At 63.3% G+C, this 23,946-nt stretch carries 18 protein-coding genes; 2 read left to right on the top strand and 16 right to left on the bottom strand.

What is annotated here, in order from left to right:
- Window positions 1–2: 2 nt before the first annotated feature.
- The 7 genes from yajC to ACVOLL_RS14590 form a co-directional block, all read right to left on the bottom strand.
- Window positions 3–332 (bottom strand): preprotein translocase subunit YajC, encoded by a 330-nt coding sequence (gene yajC, locus ACVOLL_RS14620; RefSeq protein ID WP_481513552.1) that lies wholly within the window; start codon window positions 330–332, stop codon window positions 3–5.
- 126 nt (window positions 333–458) lie between these two features.
- A complete protein-coding gene (gene tgt / locus ACVOLL_RS14615) occupies window positions 459–1,598 on the bottom strand; it encodes a tRNA guanosine(34) transglycosylase Tgt (protein WP_481513551.1) in 1,140 nt (379 codons plus the stop codon).
- Window positions 1,599–1,672: 74 nt separating this feature from the next.
- Window positions 1,673–2,674, bottom strand: coding sequence for an ABC transporter ATP-binding protein (locus ACVOLL_RS14610; RefSeq protein ID WP_481513550.1), 1,002 nt, complete (start codon window positions 2,672–2,674; stop codon window positions 1,673–1,675).
- The gene (locus ACVOLL_RS14605; protein ID WP_481513549.1) at window positions 2,664–4,316 is read right to left on the bottom strand and encodes an ABC transporter permease; all 1,653 of its coding nucleotides are present in this window, start codon (window positions 4,314–4,316) and stop codon (window positions 2,664–2,666) included. Before ACVOLL_RS14605 ends, ACVOLL_RS14610 begins: the two co-directional genes overlap by 11 nt.
- A 70-nt stretch (window positions 4,317–4,386) precedes the next feature.
- Window positions 4,387–5,469, bottom strand: a complete 1,083-nt coding sequence (locus tag ACVOLL_RS14600; RefSeq protein ID WP_481513548.1) for a Fe(3+) ABC transporter substrate-binding protein — start codon at window positions 5,467–5,469, stop codon at window positions 4,387–4,389.
- A 93-nt stretch (window positions 5,470–5,562) separates the two neighbouring features.
- Complete coding sequence (queA, locus tag ACVOLL_RS14595; RefSeq protein ID WP_481513587.1) at window positions 5,563–6,636, bottom strand: tRNA preQ1(34) S-adenosylmethionine ribosyltransferase-isomerase QueA; 1,074 nt, start codon at window positions 6,634–6,636, stop codon at window positions 5,563–5,565.
- Window positions 6,637–6,959: 323 nt separating this feature from the next.
- Window positions 6,960–7,391, bottom strand: a complete 432-nt coding sequence (locus ACVOLL_RS14590; RefSeq protein WP_282271858.1) for an Lrp/AsnC family transcriptional regulator — start codon at window positions 7,389–7,391, stop codon at window positions 6,960–6,962.
- Window positions 7,392–7,509: 118 nt separating this feature from the next.
- Between ACVOLL_RS14590 and ACVOLL_RS14585 the strand changes: the two genes are divergently transcribed.
- Entirely contained in the window at window positions 7,510–9,006 is a 1,497-nt protein-coding gene (locus tag ACVOLL_RS14585) for an aminotransferase class III-fold pyridoxal phosphate-dependent enzyme (protein WP_481513547.1), read from the top strand.
- A 76-nt stretch (window positions 9,007–9,082) separates the two neighbouring features.
- On the opposite strand, the gene ACVOLL_RS14580 is transcribed toward ACVOLL_RS14585, so the two are convergent.
- From ACVOLL_RS14580 to ACVOLL_RS14565, 4 genes are all read right to left on the bottom strand, one after another.
- Window positions 9,083–10,501: an efflux transporter outer membrane subunit gene (locus ACVOLL_RS14580; protein WP_481513586.1), complete on the bottom strand. Its 1,419-nt coding sequence runs from the start codon at window positions 10,499–10,501 to the stop codon at window positions 9,083–9,085.
- A complete protein-coding gene (locus ACVOLL_RS14575) occupies window positions 10,501–11,238 on the bottom strand; it encodes an SDR family oxidoreductase (protein ID WP_481513546.1) in 738 nt (245 codons plus the stop codon). Before ACVOLL_RS14575 ends, ACVOLL_RS14580 begins: the two co-directional genes overlap by 1 nt.
- 130 nt (window positions 11,239–11,368) lie before the next feature.
- Window positions 11,369–14,539 carry an efflux RND transporter permease subunit gene (locus ACVOLL_RS14570; RefSeq protein WP_481513545.1) on the bottom strand — a complete coding sequence of 1,057 codons (3,171 nt, stop codon included), beginning with the start codon at window positions 14,537–14,539 and terminating at the stop codon, window positions 11,369–11,371.
- A 105-nt stretch (window positions 14,540–14,644) separates the two neighbouring features.
- Window positions 14,645–15,841, bottom strand: a complete 1,197-nt coding sequence (locus ACVOLL_RS14565; protein ID WP_481513585.1) for an efflux RND transporter periplasmic adaptor subunit — start codon at window positions 15,839–15,841, stop codon at window positions 14,645–14,647.
- Window positions 15,842–16,354: 513 nt separating this feature from the next.
- On the opposite strand from ACVOLL_RS14565, the gene ACVOLL_RS14560 reads away from it, so the two are divergent.
- Window positions 16,355–17,377, top strand: coding sequence for a LysR family transcriptional regulator (locus tag ACVOLL_RS14560; protein ID WP_481513544.1), 1,023 nt, complete (start codon window positions 16,355–16,357; stop codon window positions 17,375–17,377).
- Window positions 17,378–17,452: 75 nt separating this feature from the next.
- Here ACVOLL_RS14560 and ACVOLL_RS14555 read toward each other — a convergent pair whose 3' ends face one another.
- From ACVOLL_RS14555 to ACVOLL_RS14535, 5 genes are all read right to left on the bottom strand, one after another.
- On the bottom strand, window positions 17,453–17,932 hold the full coding sequence (locus ACVOLL_RS14555) for a hypothetical protein (RefSeq protein WP_481513584.1): 480 nt from the start codon (window positions 17,930–17,932) through the stop codon (window positions 17,453–17,455).
- A 210-nt stretch (window positions 17,933–18,142) separates the two neighbouring features.
- On the bottom strand, window positions 18,143–18,754 hold the full coding sequence (locus ACVOLL_RS14550; RefSeq protein ID WP_481513543.1) for an inorganic diphosphatase: 612 nt from the start codon (window positions 18,752–18,754) through the stop codon (window positions 18,143–18,145).
- Between the two features lie 4 nt (window positions 18,755–18,758).
- Window positions 18,759–20,087: a purple acid phosphatase family protein gene (locus ACVOLL_RS14545; protein WP_481513583.1), complete on the bottom strand. Its 1,329-nt coding sequence runs from the start codon at window positions 20,085–20,087 to the stop codon at window positions 18,759–18,761.
- A gap of 59 nt (window positions 20,088–20,146) precedes the next feature.
- Window positions 20,147–21,256: an NHL repeat-containing protein gene (locus ACVOLL_RS14540; RefSeq protein WP_481513542.1), complete on the bottom strand. Its 1,110-nt coding sequence runs from the start codon at window positions 21,254–21,256 to the stop codon at window positions 20,147–20,149.
- On the bottom strand, window positions 21,253–23,769 hold the full coding sequence (locus tag ACVOLL_RS14535) for a TonB-dependent receptor (protein WP_481513582.1): 2,517 nt from the start codon (window positions 23,767–23,769) through the stop codon (window positions 21,253–21,255). The genes ACVOLL_RS14540 and ACVOLL_RS14535 overlap by 4 nt, the downstream gene beginning before the upstream one ends.
- Window positions 23,770–23,946: the final 177 nt, after the last annotated feature.

The following is a 23,946-nucleotide window of genomic DNA, read 5'->3' as shown; positions in this document are numbered from 1 at the left end:
TCTCAGGCAGCGGACTTCAGCGTGCCCTTGGGCAGGACGTTGCCGACCGAGCCCTTCTGCACGCGGATGCGGACGTTGTCGGCCACTTCCACGGTGATGAAGTTGTCGCCGATGTCGGTGACCACGCCAGCGATACCGCCGGAGGTCAGCACTTCGTCACCCTTGGCGATCTTCTCCAGCATTGCCTTGTGTTCTTTCTGACGCTTCATCTGCGGGCGGATCATCAGGAAGTACATCACTGCGATCAGCGCGATGGGCAGCAGGAAGGTGCCCATGCCCGGTGCGGCCGGAGCGGCCTGGGCGACGGGGAGCAGGATAGCCATGAGAGTCATTTTGTAATCCTTGATGTTGGGCGGCACCCATGCAGGCCGGATGGCCTGCAGCAGTTACCGCGAAACGGGGTCAGCCGTGAAGTATGCCACGCGTCCGGGAGCACGTCCCGGACCGTGTGAAGACCGCTACTCCCCCGACAACGCCGGGACGCTCAGGCCCCGGGCTGCATAGAAGGACTCGCGGAAGGTCAGGAAGGTTCCCGCCTCGATGGCCGCACGCATGTCGGCCATCAGCTTTTCGTAATAGAACAGGTTGTGCAGGGTGCCCAGCATCGGCGCCAGCATCTCGTTGCAGCGGTCCAGGTGACGCAGGTAGGAGCGGGTATAGCCGCCGGTACAGGCGTGGCAACCGCAGCCTGGCTCGATCGGGTTCATGTCCCGCTCGTACTTGGCATTGCGGATGCGAACGGTGCCGAACGAGGTGAAATAGTGGCCATTGCGGGCATTGCGGGTCGGCATGACGCAGTCGAACATGTCCACGCCGCGGGCCACGCCTTCGACCAGGTCCTCCGGCCGGCCCACACCCATCAGGTAGCGCGGACGGTCGGCGGGCAGGATCGGATGCATGTGGTCGAGCATGGCATTGCGCTCATGCTCGGGCTCGCCCACGGCCAGGCCGCCGATGGCATAGCCATCAAAACCGATCTGCTGCAGGCCTTCAGCCGAGCGACTGCGCAGGTCGGTATGTACCCCGCCCTGGACGATGCCGAACAGCGCTGCATCGTTACCCATCGCGTCATGTGCGTTGCGGCTGCGCTGGGCCCAGCGCAGGCTGAGCTCCATCGACTTGCGCGCCACCGGTTCGGTGGCCGGGTATGGGGTGCATTCGTCGAAGATCATGACGATGTCCGAATCCAGCACCTTCTGGATCTTCATGCTCTCTTCCGGGCCCAGGAAGACCCGGGCACCGTCGGTCGGCGAAGCGAAGGTTACGCCTTCTTCGGTGATCTTGCGGCGATGCGCCAGCGAAAACACCTGAAAACCACCCGAATCGGTCAGAATCGGACCATTCCACTGGCAGAAGCCATGCAGACCGCCGTGGTCGGCGATGACATCCAGGCCTGGGCGCAGGTACAGATGGAAGGTGTTGCCGAGGATGATCTCGGCACCGAGCGCACGCACCTGCTCTGGCAGCACGCCCTTGACCGAGCCATAGGTGCCAACCGGCATGAAGGCCGGGGTCTGCACGGTGCCGCGCGGGAAGGACAGCTGACCACGGCGGGCGCGGCCATCGGTGTTCTGGAGCTTGAACTGCAATCTGGACATGGAAGCATTGAGGCGTCAGTTGCGCCAATTGTCGCGGATATGGACCTGCAGGGCGAACTTTGGGCCCGAAACAGTCAGTCGGGGAAGCGAACCGGCGCTGGATCGTGCCAGGTGAGGCCGATCTCAGCGCCGATCTCGGGCAGTTGGCCGGAGCCGAAGTCCAGCTCCAGCCGCTCGCCACCGGCCAGGCGCACCCAGCCACTGCTGCCCGGCCCGCGGAACACCACGGCTTCAACCCGCGCACGCAATGGCGCAGAGGGGTCCGGCAGCAGGCTGTGTGGGCGCACCAGCACCCGCGCGCCACCGCCAATGCCGAGCTGTGCGGCCTGGATCAGCACGCCACGACCGATGAAGCCGGCGACGAACGGATCCTGCGGCGCCTGATACAGCGCTTGGGCGCTGCTCCATTGCAGCAAACGGCCCTCATGCATGACGCCGATGCGGTCGGCCATGGCAAAGGCTTCACTCTGGTCATGGGTCACCATCAGCACCGTGGTGCCGGCCGCCTTGAGCAGATCGCGCAGTTCGCCGGCAAGGCGCTGGCGGGTGTCCACATCCAGATTCGAGAACGGCTCGTCGAGCAGCAACAGGTCCGGCGCTGGCGCCAGCGCGCGCGCCAAGGCCACGCGCTGCTGCTGGCCGCCAGACAGTTCATGCGGGTAGCGCTGCTCCAGACCTGGCAAGCCCACATACTGCAACAAGGCCTGCACCCGAGCCTTGCGCTGTGCGCGCGACAGTCCACGCAGACCGAAGCCAATGTTCGCTGTCACATCCAGATGCGGAAACAAGGCGTAATCCTGGAACATCATCCCAACCCGACGCTGCTCGGCCGGCAGCGCCTGCTGCGCCGAAGCCAGCTGTCGCCCGGCCAGCACGATGCTGCCCTGCTGCAGCGGCTCAAAGCCGGCAATGCTACGCAGCACCGTGGTCTTGCCGCAGCCGGAAGCGCCCAGCAGGCAGCCGATCTCGCCGCGGCCGAGCTGCAACGACAAGCCCTCAACCACGGGCTTGAAACCGCCCGCAACGGGATAGCCAATATGTAAGCCGTCCAGTACCAGCTGTGCGTCAACGTGCATCTTCAACTCCATACGCCGCGCCTGCGCGCGCCAGCAGGATCACCGGCAGCAAGCCACTGACGACAATCAACAAGGCGGCTACCGCGCCTTCTTCGTACGTCCCGCGTGCGGCCTCGGCATACAACCAGGTAGCAAGCGTTTCGAAATTCATAGGCCGCAGCACCAAAGTGGCGGGCAGCTCCTTCATCGTGTCGACGAACACCAGCAATGCCGCAGCGGCCAAGGCCGGGCGCAACAGCGGCAGATGCACGCGTCGCAACATACCCGCCGCACCTTCGCCCAGGTTCGCAGCGGCCTGATCCAGCGACAGCGGAATGCGCGCCAGCCCCGATTCAATCCCGCCGACCGACACCGCAAGAAAGCGCAGCGTATAGGCCAGCACCAACACGGTCACCGAACCCATCAACAGCATCTGCGGCTGACCGCCAAGCAACACCAGCAATCGACTGGCCATGGCATCCAATCCGCCCAGCGGCAGCAACAAGCCGATCGCAAGCACCGTGCCCGGGATTGCATAGCCCAGCGTAGCAGTGCGACTACTGGCCATGGCCAAACCATGACGTCGCCGCGCCTGCGCCAACCGCAATACCCACGCAACCAACAGCCCCAACGCCATCGCCACAATCGTTGCCAGCAAGGCAACCCGCAAGGTGTTCCACAGCGCCACCAGCAACTGCGGCGAGAAACCAGCAACCTGCAAGCGCTCAACCGCCTCCCAGAGCAGATAGGCCGCCGGCACCACAAAGCCCAACAGCACCGGCAGCAGCCCCAGCAGCAACGCGAGCAAGGCACGCGCGCCGCGCAGCTGCAGCGGCTGCAACGGGCGCGGCCGCAGCACGCTGGCATAGCGCTGCCGGCGCCGACCATAACGCTCCAGCGTCAGCAACAAGGCCACCACACCGAGCATCGCCAGCGCGATCTGGGCAGCGCCAGCCAGATCGCCGCGGCTTACCCAGGTGGTGTAGATCGACACGGTAAGCGTCTGCACGCCGAGGAACTCGGAGGCACCGATGTCGTTGAGGGTTTCCAGCAAGGCCAGCGCCACGCCTACTGCAATTGCCGGCCGCGCCAATGGCAGCGCCACCCGCCAGAACACCTGCAAAGGGGTCTCGCCCAGACTGCGTGCCGCTTCCAGCAAGCCCGCAGCCTGGGTCATGAACAAGGCACGGGTGGTCAGGTACACATAGGGATAAAGCACGAAGCCCAGCAACACGATGCAGCCGCCAAGATGGCGGATATCCGGCAGACGGAACTGGCGCGGGCTGTCATAGCCCAGCAGGTCACGGATCAGCCCCTGCACCGGGCCAAGCGGATGCAGCACATCCAGATAGGCGAAGGCCGCGATGTACGTGGGCACGGCCAAGGGCAGCAACAATGCCCAGCTCAACAGCTTGCGTCCCGGGAACGCGAACGCCGTAACCAGCCACGCACTTCCCGTACCAAGCACGCCGACCAGTACGCCAACGCCCAGCAACAACAGGCCGGTATTGAGCAGCGCAGTCGGCAACACATTGGCCCATAGATGCGTCCACAGCCCGGCGCTGCCATCGCTCGCCGCCCACGCCAAGCCCAGTACCGGCGCCAACACCAGCACCGCCACCGATGCCGCGCCCAGCAGCCATGGATTCCATCGCCACGTCATCAAGCACTATCCATTAAAACAACAGGCCGGCACCGCATGCACGGCACCAGCCCGTCGGGAACCACAAGGTTCAGTTATCGAAGCCGACCTTGTCCACCAGCTCACTGGCCAGCTTGCGGTTGGCGACCACCTCGGCCAACGGCAGCGGATCCACCTTCATCGGCCCGAAGCTGGCAACCACCGGATCCAACGCCACCCCCAGCTTCACCGGATATTCGTAATTGGCACGCGCGTACAGGCTTTGCGAACTGTCGCTGACCAGGTATTCCAGCAGCTTCACCGCATTGTCGTGGTTGGGGGCATGGCGGGCGACAGCAGCGCCGGAGATGTTGACGTGGGTGCCGGTATCAGCGGCACTGGCGAATACCGGTCGCACCACCTGGATGGCATCGCCCCAGCTGCGCTGCTCGGAGCCTTCTTCGGCATTTTTCATGCGACCGACGTAGTACGCATTGGCAACACCGATATCACAGATACCGGCAAGGATGTCGCGTGCAACATCGCGATCACCACCGGCAGCCTTGCGTGCCAGGTTGGCCTTGACCCCGCGCAGCCAGGCTTCGGTTTTCTCCGCGCCGTCATGCGCGATCATCGCTGCGAACAGGCTGGTGTTATAGGGATGCTGGCCGGAACGGATGCATACCCGCCCCTTCCACTTCGGGTCAGCCAGATCTTCATAGGTGAAGCCGGTCAGGTCCAGGTCCTTGTCGGCGTAGACAACGCGATCGCGTAGCGACAGCGCAAACCACTGCCCTTCCGGCGAGCGCAAATGCGCCGGGATGGCAGCTTCCAGCACCGGCGACTTCACCGCCTGGGTGTGGCCGGCTTCGACAACGTCGAGCAGACGGCCGGTATCCACGGTCATCAGCACGTCGGCCGGCGAACGCTCGCCTTCGGCAGCCAGTCGCTCGGTCAAACCGTCCTTGAGCAGCACCGTATTGACCTTGATGCCGGTGTCCGCGGTGAAGGCGTCCAGCAGCGGCTGCACCAGGGCGGGTTCGCGCGTGGTGTAGAGGTTGACCTCACCAGCAGCGGTGGCTTTCTGCGGCGCAGCAGCAGAGGCGGGGGTGTCACCAGTTTTGGCGCAGGCGCCAAGCAGGACGAGGGAGCACAGGGCAGCCAGATGGCCGGCGGCACGCTTCGGATGACGCATGGATTACTCCGGAAGTGGTCGTCGGTCCCGGCCACGATGGCCGGACACGGATCAAATGAGAACTTATCTCATTTGATCCGCCCGTGCACTGCGTCAAACAGCCGCACCCTCGCCGGCCGGGAACAGCAGCATCGCATCGCCGTAGCTGAAGAAGCGGTACTTCTGCGCAATAGCGTGCGCATAGGCCTCGAAAACACGCTCCTTGCCAGCAAATGCGCTGATCATCATCAGCAAGGTGCTTTCCGGCAGATGGAAGTTGGTGACCATCGCATCGACGCTGCGGATGCGGTAACCCGGGGTGATGAAGATCTGGGTTTCGCCAGCGTAGGGATGCAGGTCGCCCTCGCGCATCGCACTCTCCAGCGCCCGCACCACAGTGGTGCCTACGCCGATCACGCGACCACCGGCAGCGCGGGTGCGCCGCACCTGCTCGACCAGCTCGGCACCGACATTGAGCCATTCGCGGTGCATCACGTGCTGGGACAGATCATCCACCCGCACTGGCTGGAACGTGCCCGCACCGACGTGCAAGGTGATGTGGCCAAACTGCACGCCACGCTCGCGCAGCTGCGCCAGCAGTGCTTCATCGAAGTGCAGGCCGGCGGTGGGCGCAGCCACGGCACCCACCTGCTTGGCGAACACCGTCTGGTAGCGCTCGCGGTCGTCCACACCCGGCTCACGATGGATGTAAGGCGGCAACGGCAGGCGCCCTTCGTGCACCAGCCAGGATTCCAGCGACTCTGGAATATCGAAGCGCAGCACATAGAACTCGCCATCGCGACCTAGCACCTCTGCTTCACCGCCGGCATCAAGCTGAATACGGCTACCGGGTTTGGGCGACTTGCTGGCACCGATCTGCGCACGCGCCTGCTGGCCACCGAGCAGACGCTCGATCAGGATCTCGACACGACCGCCACTGGCTTTCTGCCCGAACAGGCGTGCAGGGATGACGCGGGTGTCGTTGAACACCAGCAGGTCGCCGGGCTGCAGCAACTCGGCCAGATCACGCACTTGGCGGTCGTCGAACGGCGCCGGTGCCGGCGGAACCAGCAGCAGGCGGCTGGCCGAACGCTCGGCCAAGGGGGCCTGGGCGATCAATTCCTCAGGCAGGTCATAGGTGAAATCGGACTTCTTCAAGGCCGGAACTTCGTGCGGGGAGCTGACTATTGTAGCTCCCAGGGGCGGAAGAGCTGGTTTTTAGGCTGTGGCTGTGGCTGTGGCTGTGGCTGTGGCTGTGGCTGTGGCTGTGGCTTTGGCTTTGGGCTTGGCTTCGCTTTATGCCGTCATTCCCGCGAAGGCGGGAATCGCTCTGGCTCTGGCACTGGCTTGCTCCTGAATTCGCACTGGCCAGGCCAAATCAACAGCGAACAGCCAAAGCAAGAGCGATTCCCGCCTTCGCGGGAATGACGGCTGTAGAGCAAGGGCAAAGCAAGACCAAAGCAAACCCAAAGCAGAACCAAAACTGCGCCAAAGCAGCGCGTCCCTCTACCTCACCGCTCAAACTTGGTAGAAAGAATGATCGCGCTATTGGTCCGTTCCACCCCATCCACCGCACCGATCGCATCAGTCACCACATCCATCTCGCTGACCCCACCCACCACCACCATCGCAATCAGGTCGTGGTTGCCGCTGACCGAATGCAGCGAGCGCACCTCGGTGATGTCACGCAGCGCCTTGACCACGGCCGGCATCTTCTTCGGTAGCACGGTGATCAGCACGTGCGCACGCACCTGGCCTTGCTCGTAGTCCTCATGGGTACGCACCGTATAGCCGGCAATCACCCCCAACTGCTCAAGCCGATCGATGCGGCTCTGCACCGTGGTCCGTGACAGGCCAAGCCGGCGGGCAATCTGCGCGGTGGAGGCGCGCGCGTCCTCGCGCAACACGGACAACAGGCGTTCGTCGGCAGGAGAAATATTCACATTGCAAACCAGCTTCGTCGATTCGACGAAATTAACCGAAAATCCGTCGAGATCATAGCTGCCATATGTCCAGAATCTCCAGATAATGGGTATATACAAGAAACTTCTGGAGATGAGCATGACCGTACTCGGCCCCCTCGCCCCGCTTCGCGCGCACGCCGGCCAACGCCTGACCCAAGGCCTGGACGACGCCAGCGTTGAACGCCTGGCCGTCGCTCACCCGGACCTGGCCGGCGCCATCGCCGCTGCCGCCAGCGAATACAGCCGCATCAAGGACGAAGCTGCCGATCTGCTGGATCTGGACGAGCACGACCAGATCGCCGCCATGCAGGCTGGCTTCGTCAACTTCTACGCCGACGACGCCGTGGTCCCCTACATCGCACTGGCCGCCTGCGGCCCGTGGGTGGTCTCGCTCAAGGGCGCCGTGCTGTACGACGCCGGCGGCTACGGCATGCTCGGCTTCGGCCACACCCCGGCCGACGTGATGGCCGCTGCAGCCAAACCGCAGGTGATGGCCAACATCATGACCCCGAGCCTGGCCCAGCGTCGCTTCGTGCAGGCCATGCAGAAAGAGATCGGCCACAGCCGCGGTGGCTGTCCGTTTACCCACTTCATGTGTTTGAACTCCGGCTCCGAAGCCGTCGGCCTGGCCGCACGCATCGCCGATATCAACGCCAAGCTGCAGACCGACCCGGGCGCACCGCATGCCGGCGCCACCATCAAGCGGGTGGTGATCAAGGGCAGCTTCCACGGCCGCACCGACCGCCCCGCGCTGTACTCCGATTCCAGCCGCAAGGCCTATGACCAGCACCTGGCCAGCTACCGCGGCGAGAACAGCGTCATCACCGTTGCGCCTTATGACGAAGCGGCGATGCGCAAGGTGTTTGCCGATGCCAAGGCCAACAACTGGTTCATCGAGGCAGTATTCCTGGAACCGGTAATGGGCGAAGGCGACCCCGGCCGCGCGGTACCGGCCAGCTTCTACAAGCTGGTACGCGAGCTCACCCGCGAGCACGGCAGCCTGCTGCTGATCGACTCCATCCAGGCCGCACTGCGCGCGCACGGGACCCTGTCCTTCGTCGACTACCCGGGCTACGAGACGCTGGACCCGCCGGACATGGAAACCTATTCCAAGGCCTTGAACGGCGCGCAGTTCCCGCTGTCGGTGCTGGCCGTCACCGAGCATGCCGCCAAGCTCTACCGCAAGGGCGTGTACGGCAACACCATGACCACCAACCCGCGCGCGCTGGATGTGGCTGTTGCCACCCTCGCCCGCCTGTCGCCGGAAGTTCGCCAGAACATCCGCCTGCGCGGTGAACAAGCCGTGCAGAAGCTGGAAGCGCTCAAGACCAAGCTCGGCGGCCTAATCACCAAGGTGCAGGGCACCGGCCTGCTGTTCTCCTGCGAGCTGGCCCCGCAGTTCAAATGCTATGGCGCCGGCTCCACCGAAGAGTGGCTGCGCATGCACGGCGTCAACGTGATCCACGGCGGCGAGAATTCGCTGCGCTTCACCCCGCACTTCGGCATGGATGAGGAAGAACTCGACGTGCTGGTGGACATGGTTGGCCGCGCGCTGGTTGAAGGCCCGCGCCGGGCGCAAGCTGACGCTGCCTGATTTTCTGTGATGCGTAACGAAACAGGCGGCCATTGGCCGCCTGTTTCTGTTTGCGTATCCAAAAGCCCCCGCTCTCTCAACGCACGCTGGTAACCGCCAACGCAGGACCAGGCTGTCCACCCCAGCCACCCAGCGCCTTGTAGACAGCAACGACACTGACATTCACCGACGCTTCCGCTGCCGCCAATGCATCGTCGGCAGCCAGCTGATTGCGTTGTGCATCCAGCAAGGCCAGGAAGTCTTCCGAGCCCTCGCGATAACGCAGTTGCGCAAGCGATTCCGCCTTGCGCGCGGCCTGTGCCTGCTCAGCCACGATGCCCAACCGCGCCTGCTGCTTGGCATATCGGGTCAGCGCGTTCTCGGTGTCTTCCAATGCCAGCAACACCGCCTTCTCGTACTCGGCTGCCGCACCATCGGCCTGCGCCTTGCTGGCACGCAGGCGCGCCCGCACTGTGCCGAAGTCAAATGCCGCCCAGCTGATCGATGGAGTCAACGACCAGGCCTTGTTGTTGCCGTTCACCAGACCCGAAGCATCGCCGCCAAGGAAACCGACGAAACCACTCAGGCTGATGCGCGGAAACAGATCGGCAGTTGCCACGCCTACGCGTGCGGTAGCCGCCGCCAGTCGGCGCTCAGCCATACGTACGTCAGCACGCTGCCGCAGCAGGTCGCTGGTATCGCCCAGCGGCAAGGCCTTGGCGAATGCAGGCACTTCACGTGGCTGCAGCAGTGTGTCCAGCGAACCGGGACGCTGCCCAAGCAGCACGGCTAGACGATGCCGCGACTGCACCTCGGCAACTTCCAGCAACGGGATATCCGCCTCGATCGCCTTCAAGCGGGCGCGACTGCTCTGCACGTCCAGCTCACTGCCTGCGCCAAGTTCCAACCGGGTTTCGGTCAGCCGCTGGGTTTCACGCAGATTGAGCAGCGTGTCACGGGCAACGGCGATCCGTTTCTGTGATCCGCGCAGCTCGAAGTAGTTGCGTGCCACTTCGGCCGCCACCATCACCTGCGCGTCGGCCAGATTGTCGCGCTCTGCTCCGAGGTCGGCGCGTGCAGCTTCTGCCGCACGGCGTTGCCTGCCGAACAGATCCAGTTCCCAGCCCGCATCGAAGCCGAGCTGGTAGGTTTCGCTGAAAGCACGCTCACCGCCCATCGACGCATCCGGCTGCATGCGCCTGTCCTGGCTGCCCCCTGCAGTGATATGCGGTAGCTGATCCAAACGCTGCTCGGTGAACACCGCCCGTGCGGCGCGCACCCGGGCCATGGCGATCTGCAGGTCCAGATTGTCGCCCAGCGCATCGTGCACCAACTGGCCCAGGACCGGATCATCAAACTGCGCCCACCAGTTGGCTACCGGCGGGGCGTTGGAGAACGCGGCATCTGCCGCCCCCTGCAGGCTCACCGGCTCAACCGGTGCTGCCTTGTAGTCAGGGCCAACGCTCACGCAGCCGGCCAGCAAGGCACTGGCCATTGCGGTCACCAACAGGCGCATCACCACGGCAGCACCTCACCGAGGTAGCTGAAGCTGCCGGTCGGGCCGTCATCGCCAACCAAGGCCATGCCAACGCTGGAACGCGCGCCCTCGGCGACATCAATTTCGCCTTCGCCGCCATTCATGTCGGTTTTAACGTAGCCCGGGTGCACCGCGTTGACCTTGATCGGGCCTTCGCGCAATTCGTGCGCCAACTGCACCGTCCAAGCGTTCAGTGCACTCTTGGATGCGTTGTACGCCGGCACCAGGAATCCGTAAATAGAAGAACCAGGTTGGGCATGCAGGGTCACCGAACCCAGAATGCTGGACACATTGACGATGCGCCCGGCCGGCGCAGCACGCAGCAAGGGCAGGAAGGCCACGGTCACTTCAACCACGGCGAACAGATTGGTGTTGAAGGTGCTGCGCCAGGTTTCCAGCGACTGACCGCTGGCACCGGCCTGCAGGTCATCGACCAACACGCCGGCATTGTTGACCAGGATGTCGAGCTTGCCGTGCTGTTGCGTCACCCGCTCAACCGCTACCGCAATGCTGTCGGTATCGTTGACGTCGAGCTGGATCGCTTCCACCGGCAGGCCTTCTGCCTGCAGCTCCTGCGCCTTTGCGGCGGCGGTGTCGTAGATGCGCCCGGCCAACAGCGTGTGCACGCCTGCGGCGGCGAGCTGGCGTACGGTCTCAAGGCCGATGCCGCGGGTGGCACCAGTGACGAGGGCAACTTTGGTGTTCTGGGTATTCATCTGCTTTTCCTTGGGGGAATGAATTGATACAAGCCCGATAACATTTCAAACCATCCTTGCCAGTGAGGGTGGCAAGGACCTGCGGGAGGCAACACATCTGCAGCCTCCCGCAACGGAGTTACACCTGCCATCAATGGTGGATGGTCGGCTCACCATGCTGTACCAGCTTGCCACCGCCGTTACGTGACACGAACTTGCGCAGCGCCACATAGAACACCGGGGTCAGGAACAGGCCAAACAAGGTCACACCCAACATGCCAGCGAATACGGTGATACCCGTCACCGAGCGCACCTCGGCACCGGCGCCATGCGAAAGCACCAGCGGCACCGTGCCGGCGATGAAGGCGATCGAGGTCATCACGATCGGGCGCAGACGCAGACGGCAGGCTTCCAATGCCGCCTCGACGATGCCCTTACCGCCCATCTCCAACTCGCGGGCGAACTCGACGATCAGAATCGCGTTCTTACACGCCAAGCCCATCAGCACCACCAAGCCTACCTGCACGAAGACGTTGTTATCACCACCAGTGAGCCATACCCCGAACAATGCCGACAGCAAGGTCATCGGTACGATCAGGATCACCGCCAGCGGCAGCGACCAGCTCTCGTACAACGCGGCCAGCACCAGGAAGGCCAGCAGGATCGCAACCGGGAACACGATGAAGGCCGCCTTGCCCTGGGTCGCCTGCTGGTAGCTCAGGTCGGTCCATTCGGTGACCATGCCGGCCGGCAACACCTGTCCTGCAATCTCGGTCAGCTTGTTCATCGCCTCGGCCGAGGACAGCATGCGCGGATCGGCTTCACCGGCCAGATCAGCTGCCGGGTAACCGTTGAAGCGCAGCACCGGATCCGGGCCATAGGTTTCCTTGACGGTCACCATCGAACCGATCGGCACCATCTCGCCGCGGTCATTACGGGTACGCAGCTTGCCGATGTCCTCCACACTGTCACGGAACTGTCCGTCAGCTTGCGCGATCACCTGCCAGGTACGACCGAACTGGTTGAAGTCGTTGACATAGGCCGAACCCAGGTAGGTCTGCAGCGTGTCAAACAACTCGGTCAGCTGCACACCTTGTGCCTTGGCTTTCACGCGGTCGACCTCCGCATCCAACTGCGGCACGTTGGCCTGGTAGCTGGTGATCGGATAGGCCATACCCGGCGTCTGTGCGACCGCGCCCTGCATGCTCTGCACTGCGTTCTGCAAGGCGCCATAGCCTAGATTGCCACGGTCCTCGATGAACATCTGGTAGCCATTGCCGTTACCCAAACCAAGGATCGGCGGCGGCATCATCGCGAACGCGAAACCTTCCTGCAGCCCGGCGATCTTCTGGTTGATCTCGGCATTGATCTGCGCGGCGGTACGCCCCTTGCGCTCGTTGAACGGCTTGAGCGGGATGAAGGCCACGCCTGTGTTCGGGGTATTGGTGAACTGCAGTGCATTCAAGCCGGGGAACGAGATGGTATGGGCGACGCCATCGGTTTCCTGGGCAATCCTGGCCACCTTGCGCAGCATTTCGTCGGTGCGTGCAATCGACGAGCCTTCTGGCAGCTTCACACCGGCGATCAGGTACAGCTTGTCCTGGGTTGGGATGAAACCCGGCGGCACCAGCTTGAAGATCACCCCGGTACCAAGCAGCAGTACCGCATAGACCACGAACACCGCGCCACGACGGCCGAGGATGCGCGACACGCCGCGCTCATACTTCTCCGAGCTGGTCTTGAAGAAACGGTTGAACGGACGGAACACCCAACCGAACAGCTTGTCGATCAAACGGCTGGGCGCATCCTTGGCCGCGCCATGCGGCTTGAGCAGACGCGCGGCCAAGGCCGGCGACAGGGTCAGCGAGTTGATAGCCGAGATCACCGTGGAGATGGCAATCGTCACCGCAAACTGCTTGTAGAACTGGCCGGTAACGCCGGACAGGAACGCCATCGGCACGAACACCGCGCACAGCACCAGCGCAATCGCGACGATGGGGCCGGACACTTCCTTCATTGCCTGATGCGCAGCAGCCGTTGGCGAAAGGCCTTCTTCGATATTGCGCTCGACGTTCTCCACCACCACGATCGCGTCATCGACCACGATGCCGATCGCCAGCACCAGACCAAACAGGCTCAGCGTATTGATCGAGAAGCCAAGCATGTACAGCGCAGCGAAGGTACCCACAATCGACACTGGTACGGCGATCAGCGGAATGATCGAGGCACGCCAGGTCTGCAGGAACAGGATCACCACCAGCACCACCAGCGCGATGGCTTCCAACAGCGTGGTCACCACCGCCTTGATCGAGTCACGCACGAAGATGGTGGTGTCATACACAGCCTCGTACTTCACGTCGGCGGGGAAGGTCTTCTGCAGCTCGTCCATGCGACCTATGACCGCATCACGGATCTCCAGCGCATTGGCTCCCGGTGCCTGGAAGATACCGATGCCTACCGCGTTCTTTCCATCCAGCTGCGAGCGCAAGGTGTAGTCGCCCGCACCCAGTTCGATACGCGCCACGTCCGACAGCCGCACCACCTCGCCGTCAGTGCCGCTCTTGAGCACAATGTCACCGAACTCCTGTTCGCTGCGCAGGCGGCCCTGCGCATTGATCAGGGTCAGGAACTGGCTGTTCGGCATCGGCTCGGCACCAAGCTGACCGGCCGACACCTGCACGTTCTGCTCGCGCATGGCGCGCACCACGTCACTGGCGGTCAAGCCGCGCGAGGCAACCTTGTCCGGATCCAGCCAGGCACGCATGGCGTAATCGCCGCCGCCGAAGATCTGCGCATCACCAACGCCTGGAATACGCGCCAGCCCGTCCTTGACGTGCAGGCGGGCGTAGTTACGCAGGTACAAGGTGTCGTAGTTGCCCTTGGGCGAGGTGAGGTGCACGACCATCAGGAAGGTAGGCGACTGTTTCTGGGTGGTCACGCCCTGCCGCCGCACGTCCTCAGGCAAACGCGCCTGTGCCTGCGCAACACGGTTCTGCACCTTCACCGCTGCTTCGTCAGGATCGGTACCCGGACGGAAAGTAACGGTCATCTGCAGCACGCCGTCGGAACCGGCCACCGACTTGAGGTACATCATGCCCTCGACGCCATTGATGGCTTCTTCCAGCGGCGTGGCCACGGTCTCGGCGATCACCTTGGGATTGGCGCCCGGGTACACGGTACGCACCACCACCGACGGCGGCACCACTTCCGGGTACTCACCAATGGGCAGGAACGGAATGCTGACCAGGCCAGCGGCGAAGATCACGATCGACAGCACCGCCGCGAAGATCGGCCTGTCGATGAAAAATCTGGAAAAATCCATGGGAAGTCCTTGGAAAAGCTGGCGTCAGGCTGCAGCCGCCCTGCCCGCTCCCAACAGGAGCAGACACGCACGGCCGGCAGCCACGCCGGCAAAGGTAGTAGCGGCTTAGTTGATGCTGCTCACGGCCTGGGTTGCTGTTGCAGCAACACGCTGCATCGCAACCGGCTTGGCCTGCACCGGCATGCCCGGCATGAACACCTTCTGCACACCGTCGACGATCACCTTGTCGCCAGCGGCCAGACCCTGTTCGACGATGCGCAGGCCCTCAGCATTGCGGCCCAGCTGCACATCACGACGCTGCGCTTTGTTGTCCTTGTCCAGCACGAACACGTACTTGCGGTCCTGATCCGTGAGCACCGCCTTGTCGTCGACAAGTACTGCCTGGAACTGGCCACTGCCCAACAGTTGCACGCGAGCGAACAGGCCCGGAGTGAACTGACGGCTGGCGTTGTCCAGCAGCGCACGCACGCGGATGGTGCCGGTGCTGCGGGTGATCTGGTTGTCGAGGAAATCCACCTTGCCTTCGTGCGGATAGCCTTGCTCACCGCTCAGGCCAACCCTAACCGGCAAGGCCTGATCGCGCTCGCTCGGACGCTCACCGTTGCGTGCCATCTGCGCATAGCGCAGGTAGGTGGACTCGTCGGCGTCAAAGTACACATGCACCGTATCAAGCGATACCAGGGTGGTCAGCACACTCGCAGCATCACCTGCGGTGACCAGATTGCCGGCGGTGACCATCGCGCGCCCGGCGCGGCCATCAATCGGCGCACGCACCTTGGTGAACTCCAGGTTGAGCCGCGCCGCATCCAAGGCCGCCTGCGCGGCCTGCACCTGCGCACCGGCCTGATCGGCGCTGGCGCGGCGTTGCTCGGCGGTTTCCGCAGCGATGGCCTGCTGCTCAGCCAAGCGACGCGCACGCTCGGATTCGCTGCGCGCCAAGCCGGCCTGGGTGCGTGCACGGTTCAATTCAGCCTGCGCACGGTTGAACTCGGCCTGGTAGCTGCGCGCGTCAATGGTGAACAGCACATCACCCTTCTTCACCTCTTCGCCTTCGACGTAATTGACCTTGTCGATGTAGCCGGACACGCGCGGACGCAGCTCAACACTCTGCACGGCCTCGACGCGGCCGCTGAACTCGTCCCACTGCGCAACCTGCTTGACCAGCACCGGCGCAACACTTACTTCGGGTGCCGGCGGCGCGGCATTTTCAGCATGGCCTCCGCTGCAGGCGACCAGGACGGCCAGACTCAGCGCCGACATGCCTGCCAAGGCAACGCGGCGCAGCGTGGGGGATGGGGAGATACCTTTCATTTCGTGCTCCAAGGGGGAGGTGATCAGGGAATTACGGAAAAACAAAATGGAGCTCGACATCGCCGTGGCAGCAGCCGGTCACGCGACAATTTGCGCAGCTGAGCCCTGGACGAGCGGAACAGCGGCGGCAGCAGCGGAATCACTGTCCCGTCCGCGGAAATTTTTGGACCACCAATGGGACAAATAACCCCAGGGCGCGTCGCAACATCGCAGCCCCCTGACGCTTGGCGCCTCGAGGGGCAGCCACCTCCAAGTCGCCAAGCAAGGCCTCAAACTGCAATGGATTCAATTGATTGCAGGCCAACCTTGAAGGCAAAGCATTGCGGTAACTGGGTTCGCGGCGTGGCGCAGGCAGTGCCATGGGGGAGCGCATGCGCATGACGGCATGTCCGGATTGGGTACAGGCATACAAGATAGGCCTCTAATCCAGACTTGATTAGTACGGATTGAAGGGAATAATCATCCCGTCGCCGGCACAATTCCGCTGCCGCAAGAGTCCTACCCATGGCCAACGATCTCAACGACACCCTGATCTTCGTCAAAGTGGTCGAACAGGGCAGTTTCACTGCCGCTGCGCGCCTGCTCGGTCAACCCAAGACCACGGTCAGCCGCAAGGTGCAGGAGTTGGAGACCCGCCTGGGCGCGCGCCTGCTGCATCGGACCACGCGCCGCCTGGGCCTGACCGAGGCTGGCACGGTCTACTACGAGCACTGTCAGCGTATCGCCCGCGAACTGGACCAGGCCGAGAGCGCGGTCAGCCAGTTGCAGTCCGGCCCGCGCGGTTGGCTGCGTTTCACCGTGCCGTACTCCATCGGCACCTGCTGGATTGCACCGCTGCTGGGCCAGTTCCAGAGTGAATACCCGGAGATCCGGGTCGACATGCACCTGGGCAATGAAACCCTGGACCTGATCTCCGGCGAAGTGGACCTGGCCCTGCGCGTCGGCGCGCTGCCCGACTCCAACCTGATCGCGCGCAAGCTGGGCAGCCTGCGCACCCAGGTGTTTGCCAGCCCGGCTTATATCGCCGTGCACGGCGAGCCCCAGCACCCCGACGAGCTGCAGTTCCACCGCACCTTGGCGATCCGTAAGACCCATCACGGGCAAACCCAACGCTTTACTTGGACGTTGGCAGAAAATGGCGGCGAGATGCGTGAGTTTCCAGTCAACCCGTTACTTGTAGCGAATGACCCTTCAGCGCTGAACGCAGCCCTGGTGGCCGGCGAAGGCTTGATGCTCAGCAGCGATGTGATGGCCAAGCCCTTTGTCGAATCCGGCATGGTGCGGCAGATTCTGCCCGGCTGGACCGGCCCGGACTACGACTTCAATGCGGTGTTTGCCGGCGGCCGATTGGTCTCCCCCAAGGTCCGCGCGTTCATCGACTTCCTGGTCGCCAAGCTCAACTTCGACGCCAACTACATGATGCTGCAATGCCCCAACGCCAAACGTCTGGCCGATATCGAGCAGGAGTATCAGCAGCGCTCGAAGGGGCACCCGAAGCTGCGTGTGGTGGAAGCGCTCAGCGCCTGAGCGCGGTGCCATGCGGCAAACAGTAACGGCGGCCATCCAGGCCGCCGTTACTGTTTGCATCAAGCATTTGAAGTATCAGTAACCGCGGTAATACGGCCACAGCGGCACGATGTGCACTTCCTTGCAGCCGTCATAGCGACTGCAGCTGCCGAAGTAACCCGGCCCGGAATAGCGCTGGCGGGCATCACGGTTGTAGGGGCTGTTGTAGAAGTCCGGGCGCGAAAGCCGTCCTTCGCCATAATAGCGGTACGGCGTTTGGCCGATGCTCGATTCGGTACCGAAGGTCTGCGCCAGCACCTGCGCACCGTCGTTGTCGACGTAACCGTTCTCGTTGTCGTAGCGGACCAGCCGGTAATAGATCGTCTCGCCGCCCTGCTTGCGGCTATGCAGCTGCTCCATCTGCCCGCCGCCAGCATCAGCGTAGGCCTTGCCGCCTTCGAACAGCACTTCGCTGGGGTTGACGATCTCCTCCTCCAACGGCGGCGCGGCCCCCGCACTCGCTGCTACTGCAAGCAACATGGCCGCTACAGCCAACTTGTTCCACGTCTTACCCATAATGCGCATGACCACCCTCCTTGATTGGGCACCTGCCGCCAACGGCAGCCCGCCGTGATCGCCCAGCCAGCACCCCTGACTGAGCCGTCATTGCTACCTGTTGCCATCACCGCATCAGCCTTGCCGACACATAAGCGATGACCCATCGGGACGAATCCGCATTCATTATAGGAGCAAGCCATCGGCGAAGCCGTGAAACCGGTTCGATACTCAACGCGCTGACTTGATCTGCTGGTACCCAGCCAGTGCCCGGCGTATCACCTGCCGGGCTTCGGCAGCATCGCCCCAGCCGTTGAGCTGGATGTCGGCGCCAGCCGGCAGCTGCTTGTAGACGTGGAAGAACGCTTCGATGCGCTGGATCTCCACCGCTGGCAGATCCTCCAACGCGCGCACCTTCGCATAGGTTGGATCGACGGCATCCACCGGTACACCGATGATCTTCTGGTCAGCTTCGCCTTTGTCGAGCATGCGCAACACACCCAGCGGACGGAAGCGCACTACCGCACCGGGTTGGATCGGAAAGCGGGTCAGTACCAGCGCATCCAGCGGGTCACCATCACCGGCCAAGGTCTGCGGCATCGAACCGTAGTTGGCCGGATAGGCCACCGGCATCGACAGGAAGCGATCCACCCGCAGCTCGCCATGCTCACCGAGCTCGTACTTGATTGCGCCGCCAGCGGGAATTTCCACCACCAGCAGCGCTTCCTCGGGTGCATCGCCTGGCTGCGGCAGCGCGAACGGATGCAACAGTTCACCCGCTACCAACAGCGGCGAAGCCATCGCCAGCGCTACGCCGTACAGAGCTGCCAGCATCGTCTTCATCTGCTCACTCCCAGCAACGGTCGTCGCGGCCCTTGGGCGACATTGCGCGCGGGCAATCACGCTGCGGAATGCGCCCCTCGGTGACCTCACTGAACCGCTTGCCGCCATCTGCACCGCGGCTGATCTGGAAGGCATCATACAGACGACCGGTTGCAGTACGCGCCTCGTAACGCAGCCCCTTGTCGTCCAGCCGCAACACTTGGAACAATTGCGTGTCCTCGGCGGTCGGCTTCATCGTCGCCCTTGCTTCCGGTGACAAGCGGTATTGCTTGGGACCGGCAACGGACGAGATGTACTGCGGCAACGCTGCACCTGCATCGGCACGGCGGCCGTAGGTGTGATCGTGGCCCTGCAGCACCAGGTCGACCTTGTGCCGCTGCAGTACCGGACGGATCTCACTGGCCAGCACCGAGCTGTCACGCTCGGCGCGCAAGGGATACAGCGGCTGATGCACCACCACGATGTTCCAGGGCTGGCGACTGCTTTCCAGCACACCCTCCAACCAGTTCGCCTGCGCCTTGGCGGTACCCAGATCCAGCGCCGAAGTGCCATCCAGTACCACCACACGCAGGCCCTGATAGTCGAACCAGTAAGTGGTACTGGCCGTAGCCGATGCACCATTGCCCGGCAGCGCGAAGGTCAGCGGCCAATGCTTGCCAAGCACGCGCCGTTCCTGCGGCGTGTCCTCGAACTCTTCGAAATATTCGTGGTTACCTGCTGCCGGTGCTACCGCCGTACCCGGCAGCAGCCAGCCACCGGCGGCGAACCACTCGCCCCATTCGTTGTCGTCCTCGCCATCACCGCCACTGACCAGATCACCCGCAAACAGCGTCAGCCGCGCATCCGGCGCGGTCTGCCAACCCTGTCGTATCACTCGGCTGACATGGCTGAGGTTCTTGTTCTGGGTATCGCCGAAGTACAGCACGGTGAGCGGTTGGCCAGCGGCAGCGGCAGTACGGAAGTGCTGCCATGCACTCCAGCTGCCCTGCCCCTGCACCCGGTAGGCATACAGCGTGTCAGCCTGCAGACCATCGACCAGTGCACGATGGTGCTCGCTGTTGCCGTTCTCGGTCTGCAGCAGTTGACTGCTCGCAGTGAGCTGCCGCACCTGGCCCATGTCCGGCGAGTCGCCAGCCACGGTGATTTCCAGCAGCGCCGGCTGGGCCAGCGGCGCGGTACGCCACGCCACCGCAAAGCCGCTGCTGGCGTCCTGTGCTGGTGAAGCGACGATGCGGTCAGGAAAGCCACTGGCCGCGTAGTGCCGGCTCCCCGCCGGCACCTGCGTATTGGGTTCGGCAGCTGGAGCGGCCCCCGCCGCTCCAGCTGCGCCCATCAGCGCTGCACCGATCAGTGCTATCAGCGGCAGCCGCTGTGTCAAACGACCATGCCCCCTCACTTGCCACAGTCCTGCGGCAGCGACAGCGCCTTGGCGATATCACGCCAATCGAAGGCCACCACGCCTTGATCGTCATGTACCGCATACAGCGCACCTTGCGGGAAACGTGCCGACACCTGCTGGCTGTTCCAGATGCCGTCGGTATTGGCCACCGTGTTGCCGTGGAACGAGCCCACCGGCGCCAGCGTCTTGCGGTCGAACAGATGGAAGGTGCTGCGCTGCTTGCCCTGCTCGGTGGTGATCCACCAACCACCATCGCCGCAGGTACGCAGCATCACACCTTCGGCCTGCGCCTTGAACAGGCCGCGACCGAAAGTCTCGCCACTGAAGTCGCCAGCAAGGTTGTAGACCTTGAACTCGCTGGCATAGGTTTCGTCTTCCTCGGCGATCAGCAGGCGATCGTTGGCCGGATCACCCCAGATCGACTCGACCACGCGCAGCGCGCCCTTGGGCGAGCTGTCGCCGATGCTGCGCACCAGCTTGGCCTGCACCGTGCCACCATCAACGGTGACGTGATAGCGACGCACACGCTCGTTCAAACGCTCCAGCGCCGGCAGGATGTCGTTGCCGGCCGCATCTTCGCCATCGTCGTAGGAGTCGGTGACGTACAGGTCATAACCGCCCTGCACCGGGTTCACCCACAGACCATAAGGCTTGCGCAGATCATTGCCGGCAAACACGCCAAGCGGCTTGAAGTCCGGCAGCTGCAGCACCTGCACGCGGTGGTTGTCACGTTCGACGATGAACACCAGGTCATCCTGCACGGCAATGCCATTGGGGCGATCGAACTGCCCCAGCGCGGTGCCGGTGCTGCCGACGTCACGCAGATGCTTGCCGGTCTGGCCGTCGTATACCACCAACTTGTCGGTGGCCTTGGCGGTGGCGATCAACCACAACCGGCCATCGGCACCGCGCCAGCTGGCCGGCGAATCGATGTTGTCAGCCGGCGTCATCGGGGTCAGGAAGGCTTCGGCCACCAAGGTGGACGGCACAGCGGTCGCCCCCTCGGCAAGATCGGCAGCGGTTGGCGGCGTGCTGGACTTCGGCGCCGGCTGACAGGCACTCAGCACCAAGGCAACGGCGGCAACGAGAAGCGCGGCCCTCACAGTGCCACCTTCACGCCAATCGCGTAGGTACGGCCGTATTCCTCGTTCTGCAGGGTGCGCGAGGACACGCCCTGGTACAGCTCCAGCGGCTCGTCCAGCAGGTTGGACGCTTCCAGATACAGACTCACGTTCTTGCTTATCTTGTAGTCGAAGCTGAAGTCGAGCTGGGTATGCGGCGCGACATAGATGTCAAAGGGGCGGCTGTCGCCGATGGTATCCAAGTACTCGCTGCGATAGACACCTGCCAGACGGGTGCTGAGGCTGCCCCATTCATAGCCGATATGTGCGCTGTAGATGTTCTTGGACGCGCGCGGCAGATTGAAGTCCTCGCCCTCGCGGTCAGCGATGCCCGGATCGAAATCGGTATCCAGCCAGGTGCCGCTGGCACCGACCAGCAGGCCAGCCCAAGCGCCCGGCAGGAAGCTCAACTGCTGCTGCCAGTTGAACTCGGCGCCGAACACCTTGGCCTTGTCGCCATTGATCGAACGAGTCACGTCAAAGCCCGGATACTCCAGATCGGTCTTGCTCTCGACCTGCACGATGTAGCCGTCGATGGACTTGTGGAACAAGCCCAGCGAGATGATGCCACTGTCGCCCAGGTAGCGCTCGAAGGAGAAATCCAGATTGGTGGACTCGTACGGGTCCAGGTTCGGATTGCCGATGCGCGCCTCCTTGTCGTCACGGTTCACTGCCAAACGCGGCGAGACATCACCGAACGACGGGCGCGCCACGGTCTTGTTGATCGAACCGCGCAGCACCCAGTCATTATTGGTGTCGTAGCGCAGGTGCAGACCTGGCAGCACACTGCTGTAGCTGTTGTTTGCGATACGCGGCGTAACAACAACGGTCTTGCCGTCGCTGGCGATATCCACGTCGTTGCCGGTTGCATTGAACTGGGTATTCTCGACGCGTACGCCACCGATCACGCGCAGCGCGCCGATGTCCCAGGTACCCATGGCATAGGCCGAAAGGATGTCTTCGCTGGCGATGTAGTCCTCTTCCAGCGAGGTCATCTTGTTACCGGCGACGTCGCCGGATTTGGCACTGTACTTGCTGCCGTTGGCCGCCCACCAGGCGCGCATTGCCGCCGAACTCATGCCTTGACCGAGGCTGCCGCCGCGATGATCAAGCGTCTTGCCATTCCAGCTGGACAGATCAACCGCCGGGCCGGTACGCAGCTCGACCTCGTCCACATTGACATCACGCTCGCGCCAACGGCCCAGCACACCGAACTTGTAGCTGCCCTTGTCGCCATCGAAACGGATGTTGACCTGCGCGCTGCGCTCACTGTCGTCGATCTGCTTGGGCGAGAGCACCACACGATCAAAGGCATAGTTGCCGTTGTCCATCCAGCCGCTGTCGCTCAAGCTCAGGCCGGGAATGCCACTGCTCTGGTTGAGCGTGGCCGACATATCACCACCGTCGTAGTCAAAACGCGCTTCCATTTCATCATTCACGCGCTCGCGGGTCTTGGTGTAGCCCACCTTGTAGTCCAATACCGCGCCGCTCAACTTGTTCTCACCACCGAGGCTGACCGCCAAGGTGTTCTCTTCCTTGGTGCGGTAACGCATGCGCTTGCTGATGGCGTCAGCTGGTAGATCGTCAATCTGATAGCGGCCGCCGCCAAGGGCGGCAATATCGCCGTCGCCGAGGCCAAAGATCGTGCGCTGGCGGGTTTCCGCATCGTCGAACTGGCTGTACAAGGTGCGCAGGTAGTAGCGATTGTCGTCATCCGGACGCCAATCGAAGTTCAAGTTTGCACCGGTGCGCTCGCGCTCGATGGTGTACTTGCGGCGCTGAATCTCGACCGCCGCCAAATCATCATCGGCACCGCCCTTGAAGTTGTCGTACTCCACTTCAGTGTTGTCGGATTCAAAGGTTCGCTTCTGGTAGTTCACGCCCAACGCCACACCAAAGGTATCCGCAAACACTTCGCTGTAATTGAATGCAGCCTTCGGGCTGGTTTCACCCGACAGCTCCTGGTGGCTGCCTTCCAGCTTGCCCTTCAGGGAGCGGCCATCACGGTCGAACGCCGATGCCGACTCCACCACCACCGCGCCGCCGATGGCATCACCCGGCATGTCCGGCGTGGCCGACTTGATCACCCGCAGGCGCTCGGTGGACTCGGATGGAATCACGTCCAGCGGCGCTGCGCGTGAGGAGTCCTCCGGGGTGCCGATGGCGATACCGTCAATGCTGACGCTGTTCAATGCCGCATCCAGGCCGCGGATCACCACGAAGCGACCCTCGCCCTGATCGCGGGTGACGCTGACGCCGGGCAACCGCTGCAGCGACTCGGCGACGTTCATGTCCGGGTAGTCACCCATCGAGTCGGAGGCAACCGCGTCCTGCACGCCATTGGCGTCGCGCTTGAGTTCAACGGCGCGGATCTGCGCTTCGCGCTGGGCGCGTACTTCAATGCGCTCCAGATCGATGGCGGCCGCCGCACCGCTGGCGATCGTTGTCGTGCCATCGGCCGCGGCCTGTTGTGCATATGCAGGCGCGACAGCCATACAGGCCACCGCGGTCGTCACCGCCACCACCAAGACGCTCTTGCGCACTACCGCCCCCAATCTGTGTAAAGGATGGGTGTGCAAGGTATGTCCGTTCAGTTACGCGACAGTTACAGTGGCACAGCGGGAATATTTCAGCCTGTGACTTCGCAGGTACAGCGCGGTCAAAGAAAGCCG

The organism is Stenotrophomonas sp. STEN035 (assembly GCF_056759935.1).
Note: the sequence above shows the minus strand (reverse complement) of the source record. Positions and strands in the feature narration are given on the sequence as shown.

What these genes read in the sequence shown, in the direction of transcription:
- yajC (WP_481513552.1), bottom strand. Translation starts at nt 332, where the DNA reads ATGACTCTCATGGCTATCCTGCTCCCCGTCGCCCAGGCCGCTCCGGCC.
- tgt (WP_481513551.1), bottom strand. Translation starts at nt 1,598, where the DNA reads ATGTCCAGATTGCAGTTCAAGCTCCAGAACACCGATGGCCGCGCCCGC.
- ACVOLL_RS14610 (WP_481513550.1), bottom strand. Translation starts at nt 2,674, where the DNA reads ATGCACGTTGACGCACAGCTGGTACTGGACGGCTTACATATTGGCTAT.
- ACVOLL_RS14605 (WP_481513549.1), bottom strand. Translation starts at nt 4,316, where the DNA reads ATGACGTGGCGATGGAATCCATGGCTGCTGGGCGCGGCATCGGTGGCG.
- ACVOLL_RS14600 (WP_481513548.1), bottom strand. Translation starts at nt 5,469, where the DNA reads ATGCGTCATCCGAAGCGTGCCGCCGGCCATCTGGCTGCCCTGTGCTCC.
- ACVOLL_RS14585 (WP_481513547.1), top strand. Translation starts at nt 7,510, where the DNA reads ATGACCGTACTCGGCCCCCTCGCCCCGCTTCGCGCGCACGCCGGCCAA.
- ACVOLL_RS14580 (WP_481513586.1), bottom strand. Translation starts at nt 10,501, where the DNA reads ATGCGCCTGTTGGTGACCGCAATGGCCAGTGCCTTGCTGGCCGGCTGC.
- ACVOLL_RS14575 (WP_481513546.1), bottom strand. Translation starts at nt 11,238, where the DNA reads ATGAATACCCAGAACACCAAAGTTGCCCTCGTCACTGGTGCCACCCGC.
- ACVOLL_RS14570 (WP_481513545.1), bottom strand. Translation starts at nt 14,539, where the DNA reads ATGGATTTTTCCAGATTTTTCATCGACAGGCCGATCTTCGCGGCGGTG.
- ACVOLL_RS14560 (WP_481513544.1), top strand. Translation starts at nt 16,355, where the DNA reads ATGGCCAACGATCTCAACGACACCCTGATCTTCGTCAAAGTGGTCGAA.
- ACVOLL_RS14555 (WP_481513584.1), bottom strand. Translation starts at nt 17,932, where the DNA reads ATGGGTAAGACGTGGAACAAGTTGGCTGTAGCGGCCATGTTGCTTGCA.
- ACVOLL_RS14550 (WP_481513543.1), bottom strand. Translation starts at nt 18,754, where the DNA reads ATGAAGACGATGCTGGCAGCTCTGTACGGCGTAGCGCTGGCGATGGCT.
- ACVOLL_RS14545 (WP_481513583.1), bottom strand. Translation starts at nt 20,087, where the DNA reads ATGGGCGCAGCTGGAGCGGCGGGGGCCGCTCCAGCTGCCGAACCCAAT.
- ACVOLL_RS14535 (WP_481513582.1), bottom strand. Translation starts at nt 23,769, where the DNA reads ATGGCTGTCGCGCCTGCATATGCACAACAGGCCGCGGCCGATGGCACG.